Origin of the sequence: Cerasicoccus maritimus (assembly GCA_031296935.1) — a bacterium.
Taxonomy (GTDB): Bacteria; Verrucomicrobiota; Verrucomicrobiia; order Opitutales; family Cerasicoccaceae; genus Cerasicoccus; species Cerasicoccus maritimus.
Genome location: JAVDPD010000005.1, coordinates 155,174 through 168,977 on the forward strand (window position 1 = coordinate 155,174; position 13,804 = coordinate 168,977).

Annotated in this window: 12 protein-coding genes; 7 read left to right on the forward strand and 5 right to left on the reverse strand. The window is 55.1% G+C overall.

Annotated features, from left to right (window positions below; genetic code table 11):
• The first annotated feature begins 54 nt into the window (after nt 1-54).
• Both RBB62_RS05005 and ppk2 read left to right on the forward strand, forming a co-directional pair.
• Nucleotides 55-1,119: a quinone-dependent dihydroorotate dehydrogenase gene (locus RBB62_RS05005; RefSeq protein ID WP_309397634.1), complete on the forward strand. Its 1,065-nt coding sequence runs from the start codon at nt 55-57 to the stop codon at nt 1,117-1,119.
• 1,010 nt (nt 1,120-2,129) lie between these two features.
• Nucleotides 2,130-2,984 carry a polyphosphate kinase 2 gene (gene ppk2, locus RBB62_RS05010; protein WP_343219070.1) on the forward strand — a complete coding sequence of 285 codons (855 nt, stop codon included), beginning with the start codon at nt 2,130-2,132 and terminating at the stop codon, nt 2,982-2,984.
• Nucleotides 2,985-3,081: 97 nt separating this feature from the next.
• Here the strand turns inward: ppk2 and RBB62_RS05015 are convergent, their stop codons facing one another.
• Nucleotides 3,082-4,545, reverse strand: a complete 1,464-nt coding sequence (locus RBB62_RS05015) for an RsmB/NOP family class I SAM-dependent RNA methyltransferase (protein WP_309397636.1) — start codon at nt 4,543-4,545, stop codon at nt 3,082-3,084.
• 21 nt (nt 4,546-4,566) lie between these two features.
• Between RBB62_RS05015 and RBB62_RS05020 the strand changes: the two genes are divergently transcribed.
• The 3 genes from RBB62_RS05020 to RBB62_RS05030 all read left to right on the forward strand — a co-directional run bounded on the left by RBB62_RS05020 (nt 4,567) and on the right by RBB62_RS05030 (nt 8,956).
• Nucleotides 4,567-6,429 carry a GreA/GreB family elongation factor gene (locus tag RBB62_RS05020; RefSeq protein ID WP_309397637.1) on the forward strand — a complete coding sequence of 621 codons (1,863 nt, stop codon included), beginning with the start codon at nt 4,567-4,569 and terminating at the stop codon, nt 6,427-6,429.
• Between the two features lie 95 nt (nt 6,430-6,524).
• Nucleotides 6,525-7,460: an ArsR/SmtB family transcription factor gene (locus RBB62_RS05025; protein ID WP_343219071.1), complete on the forward strand. Its 936-nt coding sequence runs from the start codon at nt 6,525-6,527 to the stop codon at nt 7,458-7,460.
• 662 nt (nt 7,461-8,122) lie between these two features.
• The gene (locus RBB62_RS05030) at nt 8,123-8,956 is read left to right on the forward strand and encodes an EcsC family protein (RefSeq protein ID WP_309397639.1); all 834 of its coding nucleotides are present in this window, start codon (nt 8,123-8,125) and stop codon (nt 8,954-8,956) included.
• A 248-nt stretch (nt 8,957-9,204) separates the two neighbouring features.
• On the opposite strand, the gene purQ is transcribed toward RBB62_RS05030, so the two are convergent.
• Genes purQ through RBB62_RS05045 form a run of 3 tightly spaced genes read right to left on the reverse strand, consistent with a single transcriptional unit; the run spans nt 9,205 to nt 11,026 of the window.
• Entirely contained in the window at nt 9,205-10,251 is a 1,047-nt protein-coding gene (gene purQ / locus RBB62_RS05035; protein ID WP_309397640.1) for a phosphoribosylformylglycinamidine synthase subunit PurQ, read from the reverse strand.
• A gap of 10 nt (nt 10,252-10,261) precedes the next feature.
• Nucleotides 10,262-10,621, reverse strand: coding sequence for a hypothetical protein (locus tag RBB62_RS05040; protein WP_309397641.1), 360 nt, complete (start codon nt 10,619-10,621; stop codon nt 10,262-10,264).
• 48 nt (nt 10,622-10,669) lie between these two features.
• Nucleotides 10,670-11,026: a hypothetical protein gene (locus tag RBB62_RS05045; protein WP_309397642.1), complete on the reverse strand. Its 357-nt coding sequence runs from the start codon at nt 11,024-11,026 to the stop codon at nt 10,670-10,672.
• A gap of 667 nt (nt 11,027-11,693) precedes the next feature.
• Between RBB62_RS05045 and RBB62_RS05050 the strand changes: the two genes are divergently transcribed.
• Nucleotides 11,694-12,326 carry a hypothetical protein gene (locus tag RBB62_RS05050; protein ID WP_309397643.1) on the forward strand — a complete coding sequence of 211 codons (633 nt, stop codon included), beginning with the start codon at nt 11,694-11,696 and terminating at the stop codon, nt 12,324-12,326.
• Between the two features lie 83 nt (nt 12,327-12,409).
• Entirely contained in the window at nt 12,410-13,084 is a 675-nt protein-coding gene (locus RBB62_RS05055; protein WP_309397644.1) for a hypothetical protein, read from the forward strand.
• A gap of 9 nt (nt 13,085-13,093) precedes the next feature.
• Here the strand turns inward: RBB62_RS05055 and RBB62_RS05060 are convergent, their stop codons facing one another.
• The gene (locus RBB62_RS05060) at nt 13,094-13,798 is read right to left on the reverse strand and encodes a hypothetical protein (RefSeq protein ID WP_309397645.1); all 705 of its coding nucleotides are present in this window, start codon (nt 13,796-13,798) and stop codon (nt 13,094-13,096) included.
• Between the last annotated feature and the right edge of the window lie 6 nt (nt 13,799-13,804).

Sequence of the window (13,804 nt, forward strand, 5' to 3'; positions counted from 1 at the left end):
TGGGGGTTTTTTCTAGAGCGTTTTTAACGAGTAAGAACCAGCTATCTAAAAATTATGGGAGCTTTATACGAGACAGTTGTCCGACCCTATTTATTCCGTAGTGACCCTGAGGAAGTGCACGAGCGCGCCATTGGCTGGCTGCGCATGCTTTCCGGCATGGGCCCGGCCCTCCGCCTGATGGAGAAGTATAATCGGCCCGCGCACACTGAGCCTTTAGAACTTTTTGGCCTGACTTTTCCTAATCCCGTGGGCTTGGCTGCCGGATTTGACAAAAATGCACATTGTTGGCCGGCTATGGCGGCGCTTGGTTTTGGTCACGTGGAAATTGGCACCGTCACCAAGCTTGATCAGCCAGGTAACCAGAAGCCCCGCGTATTCCGCTATCCGGAGCATGAGGCGGTTATCAATCGCATGGGCTTCCCCAACGATGGCGCTGAGGCCGTGGCCAAGCGACTTTCCAAAGCCCCCTCCAGCCGCAAACGACGCATTCCCCTGGGCATCAACATTGGCAAAAGCCGCGTGACGCCCATCGATCAGGCCGTGGGCGACTACCTGGCCTCCTACGAAAAGCTGGCCGACTACGCTGACTATTTTGCGATCAACGTGAGCAGCCCCAATACGCAGGACTTACGCAAGCTTCAGCAGCGCAAGCACTTGACCGAGCTGGTAGGCGCTGTGATCGACGCCGACCGCGAACGTGCGCGCAAGTTGGGCAAGGGGCGTATCCCGATCCTCGTGAAAATCGCCCCAGATCTGTCCTACCGCGAAATCGACGACGTGCTGGAAAGCGCGCTCGAAGTTGGCGCAGATGGCATTATCGCCACCAATACGCTCATCGCGCGCCCAATCGATCTGGGTGAAAAGGATGAGACCGGCGGTCTCAGCGGCCTGCCGATTCACCAGCGCTCAATCGACGTGGTCAATTACATCTACCGCAGCGTTGGCGACAAGCTGCCGATCATTGGCGTAGGCGGCATTCACGATGAGTGCACGGCCGGCGCATTCTTCGACGCTGGCGCCAAGATGATTCAGGTTTACACCGGTATGATCTACCGTGGTCCGTTCTTTGCGGCGGATCTTGCCCAATCCCTCAGCTGGCGCACCCGCGACTGGGTGTAAGCAACCCAGCTGTCAACCCAGCGCGCTTTACATATTTTCCGAAGCCTCCGGTTCCACCGGAGGCTTTTTTGTGCGCGGGTACATCGAGGGCGGCGCAAAATGTGGTTTTTGAGGTGTGTAAGTCGTTGCTGTCCAACACGCGTTAATAGCGAGAGCCACTCACTATTAAAATGCTCGTGTGTTCACTTTTTGGTTGGCGAATGCGACCGGATAAGATAGTGTTTTATTGATCACTTGATTGGCTGCTCGCGCTGCCTCAGTGCCGGAACGCGAAGCTTCAGCGAGTGTTTATGCTGCCCCTCTGAATCAGGCTCATCAAACGCAGCACTCGCTGAAGCTTCGCGCTCCGGCCACTCCAACTCCCAGCTACCCCTCGTAGCTCCCAAACCTATCCACTTTACCCACCTATACACCAATGAACTTCCCCATCCACCAGCATCCGCCATAGCCAGCACGCCGAGGTATCCCAGTCGACGCCATGCGGGGGCTTTCGAGTCGCCTGCGGGTGAGCGTTGCGTCAACGGGCCCATTCGCCACTGGGTAGGTGTAAAATGCCCAGTGCCCGACGCCCAAGATTGCCGCAAACTACTCCTCGCCGGACGCTCTATGCCAGCCTGCCCAGCGCAGCATCGACGTGACTAATGTGGCCCCTGAGCTGCATTACCCCCACCTGCGCCGTATTTGCGGCGAGCGGGCGGGAATCTTGTTCTTTGATACTTGATACGAGGGCGATCTTACCCCCCCCCTCAGCCCCCCAAGGAGGGCTTTTCAGATGTCGTTTGGTGTCGTTGTGTAGCTGTGTTGCAGAATTGCCACATGAGTAGGCTTTGACGTTTATTCAGTTCTGCTTATCAATGGACCAAATCGCCAACCGACTAGCCATGCCTGACGAATACGCCTACCAGCCACCGACCGAAGACGAACTCCAGCGCGTGATCCAATACGCGGCACAGGATGATGAATTCCGGGCTCGATTAGAGGAAGAGATCTTCAACGACCTTGAGGAGGAAATGGAATATGACCTCGAGGATCTGTTTGAGGAGCAGCACGCGGGGAAAGTCGGCAAACCGCTCCCAAGCGCTGAGGAGCGTGCGCGTTTCCGGCAGTTGTATTTTAAGGAGCTGCGTCGCCTGCAAATCGAGCTCGTGCGGATGCAGGATTGGGTTGTCGCCAATAAATACAAGCTCGTGGTGATTTTCGAAGGGCGCGATGCGGCTGGGAAAGGCGGCGTGATCAAGCGCATCACCCAGCGCACAAATCCCCGCATTTGCCGCACCGTGGCATTGCCAGCGCCGACCGAGCGTGAGAAGACCCAGTGGTATTTCCAGCGTTATGTGCCGCATTTGCCCGCAGCGGGCGAGATGGTGCTCTTTGACCGCAGTTGGTATAACCGCAGTGGCGTGGAGCGCGTCATGGGCTTCTGTGAGGAAGAGGACGTTGCGCAGTTTTTTAACGACGTGCCGCACTTCGAGGAAATGCTGGTCAACTCCGGCATTAAGTTGATCAAATACTGGTTTTCGATCACCGATGAGGAGCAGGAGTTCCGCTTCCAATGCCGCATAACAGACCCACTGAAACAATGGAAGCTTAGCCCGATGGATTTGCAGTCACGCATCCGCTGGGAGGACTACACCGCGGCCAAGGAAGAGACCTTTTCGCGCACGAATTTCGACTTCGCGCCATGGAATGTCGTGGCCGCCATTGACAAGAAGCGCGCGCGCTTGAACTGCATCAGCCACCTGCTTCAACAAGTGCCCTATGAGCGTGTGGAGAAGGAGGAGATTATCTTGCCCGAGCGCGTGCACAATGCGAACTATCAGCGCCATCCAGTGCCCAAAAGCATGTTTGTGCCGCAGGTTTATTGAGCAGCGGAAAACAGTTCAATGACAGCCCCAGGGCTCCTGGCGTTTGGGCTGCGAATGCTGATTCCTCTGATTATGGGCTTCAAAGCGTTTCAGCCAATCACTCTCGCTCCAGGCGGAACACCGTGGCGCCGTCGAAGGCGGTGTCGCCAGGGGTGGATTGGGCGGTGGCGGTGACTTTCCATTCGGTGTTGGCTTCGAGGAAGGCCTCGACCACGCCGCTGTTTTCCTCGGGCTCTAGGGAGCAGGTGCTGTAGATCAGGCGGCCGCCGTCGGCGACGAATTCCGCGGCCTTGGTCAGGAGCTTTAGCTGTAGCTCGGCGCATTGGGCGAGGTCACGCGGGGCCAGGCGGGTTTTGACGTCGGGGCGGCGGCGGATGACGCCCGTGTTCGAGCAGGGGGCGTCGAGGAGCACGCAGTTGTAAGCGCCAAATTCATCGGGCAGCGCTTCGAAGAGGTCGAGCGCGACGAGGTGGAGCTCGGGGCCGTCGATGCCTTCGCCGGACCACTTGCGGAGATTTTCATCGAGCTGGTCAATGCGCTTGCCGGGCTGGTCGAGGAGCACGAGCGCGCCAGCGGGGTCATCGCCGAGGGCTTCGATCAGGTAGCTCGCCTTGCCGCCGGGCGCGGCGCAGAGGTCGAAGACGGCTTCGCCGGGTTGGACGTCGGCCAGCGCGGGCGCCAGCCAGGTGGCGGGGTCCTGAGCATAGGCTTCGCCGGAGTTGAGCTTTTCCAGGGCTACGGACCACGGTGCGTTTTCGCCGAGGTGGTAAAAGAGCGGCGGCACGGACAGCGAAAACAGCGGGGCATCGCTCTCTGTGCATTCGACGAGCGCGTCGAGCGTCATCGGCAGCCAGTCGACGGGGGCAGGGGACTTGGCGCGCCAGCGGAGCGCGGGCTCGGCGGCGATTTGATTATAGAGCAGCGTTTTCTCGGTCCACTCGGAGCCGTGCTCGGCGATCCAGCGGCGGACAAGCCAGTCCGGGTGGCTGGAGCGTAGGCCGAGCGAGCCGCTGTTGGCGACTTCCTCCATGAGCGTGCGGCAGCGGCGGAGAATGGCGTTGGCAAACTTGGCCTCGCCGGGCGTGAGGGCCTTTTTGACGCGCTCGACGGTGAAGTCGGCAATTTTGGGCAGGGTGTCATCGTCTTCGAGCCCGGGAAAGAAAATGGCCGAGGGCAGGCCGTCGTCATCTTTTTTGGATTTCTTGAGCTTGGGAATGTGGGCACCGGCGGCAATGTTTTCGAGCCATTCGGCGAGGGCGACGGCCAACATTGCGCGGAGTTGGGGGCGGGGTGGGCGCTCGATGAGGGTGTCCAAGAGGTGGTTTATCAAGCGATTATGTCGCATCGCTCCGTAAAACAAGCGTTGACAACGGCGCCTTTCCTCAGACGAAATAGCGCCAGACAAATTATTCAACAGCGCGTCGGCCTTCTGGTTGGGGCGCGAGGCAAACTTTTCACACAGCGCGACTGCCAAGGCCCAGCCATCCGTGGACGCGCCGTGTTTCTTTTTTGATTGGTCGACCTTGGTCGAGCGATTTGAAGAGTTCGAAGAGTGCCTCATTTCAGATCACTTAATAATCCCATGAACCAAGAAGCAATCGATTTGCTCATCCAAAAGCAGCCTAAGTTGGCTGGATCTCGCGACAAGCTGGAAGCTATGCAAGCCGGCGCATTCTGCATGCACCGTTCATTCGGCTTTGGCGTCATCAAGGGCTATGAAGAAGCGGAAGCCAAGCTCATCATCGACTTCGAAGACGGAAAAGAAGGCCACCTGATGGCCCCCGCATTCTGCGTTGATAAGCTGGAGATCCTTGAGCCCGATAACATCCTCGTGCGTCGCCGCACCGAGCCGGACGTCATTGAGGAGATGATTAAGAAGCGTCCCGGCGATCTGATTGTTGAAATCCTTTCCCGCCTGCCTGACCAGGAAGCCGGCCCGACCGAGCTCGAGCTGATCCTTTCCCGTCTCCTCGGCCCCACCAAGTTCAAGAAGTGGTGGACGCAGACCAAGAAGGTGCTCGTCAAGGACCCGCGCATCCAGACGCCATCCCGCAAGATCGACCCTTACGTGCTGCGTGAAGAGCCGCTCAAGCCCGAGCAGGAAATTTTGGAAGACTTCTACGTGCTCAAGCAGCCCAAGAAGAAGATCCTCCTCGCCGAAAAGCTTTACCAGATTTCGGAAAATGTGAACGAGGTCGAATCCGACCTGCCGAACATTTTCGAGCACCTCACCGAAGCGGTGAAAAAGGCCTCCCACGGCCTGAGCCAAGCCGAGCGTCTGCACGGCGTTTGGGTCCGTAACGACCTGGCCCGCCACCTCGACGCCGACCCGGAAACCATCGAGCCGACCTCCAAGTCGCTCATCATGGAAACCGAAGACCTCAATGAGCTCGCTTCGGAAATCCCGACCGGTTACCAGAAGCGTTTCCTCGACCTGCTTTCCCGCACTTACCCGGACACTTGGCAGACCGTCGTCATCGACATCCTGCGCAACTCCGAGGGCAAGATGACCAGCGAAACCATTTCCTTCCTGGTAGAGCGCGACTGCGAGCAAATGGTCGCCGATCACTTCAAGCGCTGGCTCCGCGAGCAAAACCTGCGTGGACCGGTTCTCCTGTGGATCATTAAGAACCGTAACAGCCGCAAGTTCCGCAAGCTGGTTGAGGGCCTCATCAGCCCACGCTTCCTCAACAACGTCCTTTACGCAATCGACGTCGAAGCGCTGCAAAACACCGGCACCCGCCGCATCCCGCTGGGCGACATCCTGTCCGACGACAAGGAGCTGATCACCGACATGCTGGCCGATGCGAGCGAAGAAGAAGCACGCGACTTGGCGCAAGGTCTGTTGCTCAACCAGGGCTTCGAAGACCTTACCAAGAAGTCGCTGCTGGCCCGCTTCATCAAGTCCTTCCCGAGCATCCAGACGCTCATCTCCGGTTCGCAGCCTGAGAAGGTCGAAGACCTTATCGTTTCTCAGAAGAGCTACGATGCGCTCAACGCCGAACTCCGCGACCTCATCGAGAAGAAGATTCCGGAAAACAAGGAAGCCATCGCGGTTGCCCGCGAACACGGCGACTTGAAGGAAAACTCGGAATACAAGATGGCCCGTCAGGACCAGGACACGCTCATGGCCCGCAAGGCCAACCTCGAGCGCGATCTCGGCCGCGCACGCGTCACCGACTTCACCGATGCTGGCACTGACGCCGTGGGCGTTGGCTCGATCGTCAAGCTCAGCAACAGCAACGACCAGTCCGAAGAATACGCCATTCTGGGTGCCTTTGACTCCCTGCCGGAGAAGAACATCCTGTCCTACAAGACTCCGCTGGGCCAAGCTCTGCTGGGCAAGGGCGTGGGCACGACGGTTACCACCGAGATCGACGGCAACTCCGTCCAGTGGACCATCGAAGGCCTCGAGCGCTGGGTCGAATCCGGCCGCGAACTGTAAGCCGTTGGTAATTATCAATTATCGATTTTCAGTTTTCCATTATCAGTTGCCTATCCATTGAAAATTGATAACTGGAAACTGAACTTTGATAATTGATCATGCCTTCCTGGGATACGCTAAAGCTTCTCGCCGATCCGACGCGCCTGCGGTTGATTCAACTGCTGCGCAGGGAGGAGTTGTCCGTGGCCGAGCTCCAGGAGCTGCTCGATATGGGGCAGTCGCGCATTTCGTCGCACCTCGCGCTGCTGCGGCAAGGTGGTTTGCTCACAGACCGCAAGGAGGGCAAGAAGACGTTTTACTCGCTGAGCGAAGACATCGGCGCGACGACCGAGCGCCTGATCGACGCCTCCTACGAAGCCGCCAAGGGTGAGCCGGAGTTTGCCGAGGACGCCAAAAATCTCGAGCGCGTGCTCGACCGCCGGCGCCGCGCATCGGAGGAGTATTTCAACCAAGTTGCCGGTCGCCTGGGCCGCAACTACTGCCCGGGGCGTTCCTGGGAGGCGATTGGGCACTTCCTGCTGCACTTGACACCGCGGATCAAGATCGCGGACCTCGGAGCCGGGGAGGGCGTGCTGTCGCAGCTGCTCGCCCAGCGGGCGGAGGCGGTTTACTGCATCGACAACTCGCCTCGCATGGTGGAGGTCGGCACCGAACTGGCCGCCAAGAATGGCATCGACAACCTTTATTACAAGCTTGGCGACATCGAGACCGTCCCGCTGGAAGACAACAGCGTGGAGCTCGCGCTGCTGAGCCAGGCGCTTCATCATGCCGAAAAGCCCTCACGCGCGATTGCCGAGGCTTACCGTATATTGAAGCCCGGCGGCCGCTTGGTGATCCTCGACTTGAAGGAGCACCAGTTTGAAAAGGCCCACGAGCTGTATGCCGACCGCTGGCTCGGCTTTTCCGAAAACACGCTCTACCACTGGCTGAAGGAAACCGGTTTTGGCGGCGTGCAGGTCAACGTGGTCTCCCGCGAAGAACAGGACCCGTTTTTTGAGACGATCATGGCCAGCGGCGAGAAGCCGGTGTAGTGGTTAGAAGCTTGGTTGGGCGAATGAAAAAATGAAATTTTGGCTAGAGTATTTCGGCGGCTGGATGGCCTTTGCTGTGATGTGCGGCTTCGTCAGCTTCCTAATGAGAGAATTGAATTATGCACTAGCCATATTCATGCTTCTGCCAGTTTTGTTGTTTAGTATCTGGTCGTGGCGCATCACAAAAAAGAATGAAAAGACCGGAGAAAATCATCCTGCATGGCAGCGATTCATACTATTGCTCGTGACGCTAATGGGAGAGTTATGCGTAGTTTTCGCATTTGCACTAATTTCGGTTAAGGAATGGCGATGATTATCGCTAACTCCCAAAAGTCCAACCAGCCGGAGGTCTCAATTCAGTTACGCGCTCCGCGCTTCACTTCTTGAGACTCCTCTACGTTTTCTTGGGGAGGGCATTGGTCCTGGTTAAATGACTTTTTGAAGGGGGATTCGCTTCAGCTGCAAAAATGTCGCCCGAAAGTTAGTCAGTATGTCGGGCGTCTTTTTCTCAAATGTCGTCCGAAAGTTGGTTAGCATGTCGGGCGTCTTTGATTGTTGTGTCGGGCGACAATTGTACATGAGGCGTCCGATAGTTGATCTGCTGAAACTACCGTATATCCGCGATTGGGAACAAATACTGCCGCGTCACTGTCTTTTCGCCTATGGATGACCCGCTGCTACCGCCGATGGATGCGCCGCTTTGGAGCGAGCAAGACCATGCCGATCTGCGCATGGCGCACCGTATTTTGGAGAAGACGAGCTTTACCAATCAGCTGGTGAATATCCTCGGCGCGCCCATCGAAAAGGGGCTCGAAATGCTGCCCGACAAGGCGCATGGCGTGATCGTTGGCGCGACGGACAAAGCGCTGCGCGCGGCGCTGGATGTGGCGCTGAAGACGCTGGAAAAAGACCGCGTCGCCACAGCGCGCAACACGATCCACAAGCTCGCGACCGCCACGACTGGCGGGGTGGGGGGTGCGTTTGGTTGGGCGTCGCTGCCAGTCGAATTACCGATTTCGACGACCATCATGCTGCGCTCGATAGCCGATGTCGCCCGCAGTCAGGGCGAGGATTTAAACAACGCCGAAGCGCGGCTGGCGTGCATCGAGGTTTTTGCGTTGGGCAACAAGAAGGAGAGCTCTGATGCGAGCTATTTGGCCATTCGCGCGATGCTGGCTCAGCGGGTGAGCGACGCCGCGCAGTATGCCGCGCAAAACGGCGTGCTCGATGCAGCCTCACCGCCGCTGACGCGGTTTATTGCGAAGATTGCCGAGCGCTTCAGCATCACGGTTACGGATAAGGCCGCCGCCATCATGGTGCCCGCAATTGGGGCCGTTGGCGGGGCGATTATCAACACCTACTTCACGGGCTTTTATCAGGAGATGGCGCTCGGCCACTTCATTATGCGCCGATTGGAGCGCAAGTTTGGCGAAGAGGTTGTGCAAGCCGAATACCGCGATCTGTCAAAACAGCAAGGTGAGCAATTACAGATGTGAGAACAGGAGGCAGAGCTTTAAAGCAGTGGCGTCAATTTTCTCAGAGGGCGTCTAAAAAGTCTGATCAAGTCGGCGAGATGTATTCGAGAGGCAAAATTTCGGCTTCTGAATCGAGGCGAAACCAGTTTCGTCGAGATGAAGAAATGGTATTTTGACCTCGAAGACGCTCTCCGGCGAAGACCACTTGAGTTATTAGACGCCCTCTCAGAGGCACGATAAACCACTTATTGATAACGCATCGAAGTGGCCTAATCCAGAAGTTTGGATAAGTTACCGTTCAGTGTTTCGACTTCTTTCATGAGGCGAACCAAAGCAACTTTCTTGCGTGTGGACACGGTCATGAGTGAGAGCTTAGGACCAACATCGGTAACCACATAATGCTCCGCCATAGTGGTTGCCATGCTCTGTGGGTTTTCGCCACTGGACTGCGCGTAGAGCTTGTGTAAATAAGCGCCGATACCTTCATCTGGTTCGCTGCTTTGCATAGTTCTTTGACCATTGATCGAAAGCAGTAACTCTTGTTGGGGGAGGTAGGCGTGGATGCTATCCAGTGTCATTTCTGAGGCGCAGTGAATCAGCATTTTCTCAACTTCACCCTGGACAGCGGGGTCTAGCTGAGGTCTTTGGGGCTCAACGCGAGGTTGTTTCAGGAATGCACTTAAAATTCGAGCGCCGATAGTTGTGTTATGGACTGATTCTTCAACGGCAGCCTCTGGATGTGGCATCATCCCAAATACGTTTTGTTCGGCATTGCGAATAGCGGCAATGTCACCTACAGAGCCATTAGGATTATTCACATAACGAAACATGATTTGGTTGTTGGACTGCATGGAATCCAACTTTTTATCATCGACCCAGTATCGCCCAAATCGATGTGATACCGGGAGGGAGATGTTATCGCCCAAACGGTTTTTATTAAAATTTTTGGTCGAGTCTTCGACGGTCAGCGTCTGGTTCCCATAGTGGTGTTCCCGTGAATTGTTTTCGGTGAAAGCCCCAGGCAGAAGGCTGGCTTCGCAAAGAACTTGGAAGCCATTGCCAATGCCTAGCACTGGACCACCGTTGGCTGCAAACTCCTTGACCGCTTTGATTATTGGGGTGGACTTTGCAATGGCACCAGCGCGCAGGTAATCGCCAAAAGATGCGCCTCCAGGTATGATGACTGCATCTGCCCCGGCAAAGCTCGAACATTTGTGTGAGAAGAGCCGTGCGCGTACATGTAGATGGCTGATGAGCGCATGGAGCATATCTCGATCACCAGAGGCGCCCGGTAGTTGAACAATGCCTACTTTCATGGGATTCTCTTTAGACGGGTATAAAATCGGCGTGAACCGTTAGGCAGATCTTGTTAAATCTGTTAATGGCCAGTCCGAGATTAATATCTTTAGGAAAAACTGCGATCACGGAGGTTGCATCAGGGAAAAAGCGAGCGATGTAGTAACTTTCGCCCCAAGTGATGACAACTTCTTCGAGTTCGCCGTCTTGTGCGTCAGCATCCGGTATGCGAGCCACGAGTTTCTTGAAGTTTTTGATAAACTTCGACATACCACGGTGGTCGCGCTTGTAGGGAAGCATGAGGAGTGGAGTGGTATCCCTACGATAGACCACAAAATGTTGGCAGGCAGTTTTTTCGATGAACTGCGCGTATAATTCGTCGTTTGGCATGTTAATAGCACACCTTGCTTGAGCAAGGTGTGCAGTAACGGTTGGAGTTTAAAGCTTGATCTTCTTTTCGAAGGTGGAGAGGGAGATGCGGGCCATAGCCAAGTTGGCTTGGGCACGGTTCATTGCCACGTAGAGGAAGATTGCTTCGTTTGAAGCCAAGGGGCGCAGGATGTGATATTGCGTTCCCAGGGTGATGAGGATGTCTTCAATGCTGTCGTCCAAGCCGAGCGATTCCATCGTAGCGCGCTTTGCTTTCACTACTTCGGTGTTGCCTGCTGCGGCTGCTTCGAGGTTCAGTGCGCCGCCGCCGACCATGCCGAGGACCATGCCACTATCGGAGTCTACGAGGCATGCGCCAATGAATCCCTTAATATCGGTTAATGGGTTGAGATCTACTTCTTTCATTATTAATATTGTTAGCGTGTGTTATTAGTTCGGGTTTGTGGATAGGCAGAATAAACTGTTCATGTTCCTGATTGGAACTAAGCATCAACTACTCATTCACATAGCTTTAGAACGTGCGTTTTAATCGAAGCTTAAGAAAAAAATTCAAAAAAAATACATTTAGAGATGTATGAGTGTATTGAGGCAGAGGCTTATGGTATATAGGGTTAGTAGCCTAATCTAATTGATGCGTGCTAAAATGTTTAGATTGATGCGCTGGCTTAGTATATTTAATATTTTTAAATACTGCCGGATTGTATGTTTCCCGAGAGTGTTGCCCCTGTATGAATGCTTGAAAAGACATTTGGGGTTAGGAATCCTAATATGCTTGTTGACAATGTTTTATGGTAATCATGGTGCGCTGTATGATGAAGCTTTCAGGCAGTTGTCTATCGCAGGTTATTTGCGTTTGTTGGAGGTGCGATAAGTATTAAGGGATTTACCGTAGGTAGGTTGTAGAGGTGGGGACAATACCTTATGTGCCGTTGGTGGATTAGAATATTTATTAGGTGATATTCGTAAGACTAATCGCGCGGGTATTAATGATTTATATTAATAAATTTGGATTGTGATAAGTTTGATGTAGTTGTTGCTCGCTTTTTGATTTCACATGGGGATTATGCTTTGCGTGAAATGGATTTTCTTAATCGTTGTCTTCGCATTGGCAGGCTTTGGGCTCATGCGTTATCATGGTATTGTATTAGATTCTCTACTGGATAGTGGAGGAGAGGAATCGTCCGATGGTGAGCCAAATTGGCTTCAGGGTTTTGGGCACCAAGCGGAGTCTGGCGAAGTAGTGTTAAGGGATGTTGATGGACGCTCATTGACGTGTCGTATTTTGTCGGTGAAAGACGCGTGCGTGGAAATCATCCGCCTGCCTGACCAGCAGCGATTTACCTTTCCGGTCGCTCGCTTGGATTCGGAAAGCCAAGCGACGGTGGAGCAATGGCAGCAGAATCAGGCAAGTGAGAGAGGTTCCTTGCAGCACTACGAAGAAGCGAAGCATCATGTGCGTGTGATCGTCGTTGTGTCAGAGAATATTGAGCAGACTCCTGAGGTTAAGCGTTTTCTGACGGCACAAGATTTCCACTATGTGGTTTACGACGCCTTTAAATCCAGTCGTGGTCGTGATATAATGCAGAAATACAATTTAACTCGTGGCCCTGCTTTTATCATCGGTGAGGAAGTGATAGTTGGGCTGAACATGGGGCGGATTCGTAGGGCGATTGAGGCGGAATACGAGAAGTCGCGGGCCCGGTGATTAGTTGGGTAGGGAGGCAGTCTTGATAGCGTCTTGTGTTGTCTGCGCTTGCGATAAAGGCGCTGTGTGGGCATATTATCGTCATGTTCACTGCTGCAATTAGATGGAAGCTGCTGTTGTTGGCTAGCGTCCTGATCGGGGGGCTGCCAGTATTGGGGGCGGTGGACTTGCCGCCTGATCATTCACCGCAAGGCTACGTTGCGCGTTTATTGATCAATGAGGCACCCTTTCCCGGGGAGTTCGGGTATCGGTCTGAAGCAGACTCCAAGGCGGCTATGGAGGCGATTTTGCTAACGTTGCATGCGCGCAGCGTTCAATTGCCCAAGCCATATACGCGCATGCAGGTCGCGGACACCAATTCGTCCAATATTTTGGATGTGATCACGGCTGGCGGGCAGCGTGGGCAAGTTGATGGCTTTTTCCGTGATGCTGCCGGGACGTTGGCTATGGAGTCACGTGTGCACGAGCGTATTGATTACTTGGAAAACATCGCGCGGCAGGGGAAGCCGGGGCGCTTTGCACGTTTGCTCAACTACGCTGTCGAAATTAGCAATCAATACTTTGCCGGAACCCTGCGTGTTGTTGATCGCTTTGGGAGCTTGACATACATCGGCTCGATTCCGGTAACGGGTGGCTCCTACGCCTGGATGACCAACCAGCCAAAGTTTCATCCCAAGGGATACTTCGTTAAAATTCCAGATCGGGACTACGGTGCCTTGGGCGGCAACCGCTTTTTCACGCTTAAGCGGATCGATTAGCGCGTCTCGTTACACGCGGAATCGGATGACGCGGTAAACGCTGCCGTCGTCTTCGGGGAGAAGCAGGAAGACGTAGTGGCTGTCTTTACGAACGGTTTGTGAACCGGAGTAAACGATGGTCCAGTCGTCCTTCAATTGGGCGGCGCATTTGATCTCAAATTGCAAGTCCGAGCCGACCGGCCGGAGCGGCACTTGCTTGGACTCAAGTGGCTTCAGGGTAAACTTCTGGTCGCCGGCGAGGCACGCAATCGTGAGGTTGCCGAGGTTGAGCATCAGCGCGGTGTCGCGTTCCTGAGCAGCGCGACTAAGATCAACGGGCAGCAGTGCGTAGCGCGCGCCTTGTTCGAGCAGTGTGAGCAGCGTGTGCTGTTCACCAGGTTTGAGGGAAATAGACGCTGCCACTGAGTAGGTAGGTAGGCCGTCGGTGCCCACGCCGGTGAGGCGGTAGAGTTTAAAATCGGGTGGCCCCGTGTATTGAAACGCCCGCGTTCGCTGGCCGGATCGGACGGTGACTTCATGGGCCTCGCCAGCCGAAAAGTAGTAGAGCTTTTCCGCTTTGCGGGTGGCGCCTTGGGCAACTGCTTGCGCGCCCTTGGCTTTGCCGCCGACCAGGTAAAGGCTGATCTTGCAGTTGATGGCAGGCGGCGCCTCCTGGGCCGATAGGCCGGACCAGGCAATGAGCCAAGTTAGGCAAAGGATCGTCGTGCGGATCATGTTTCG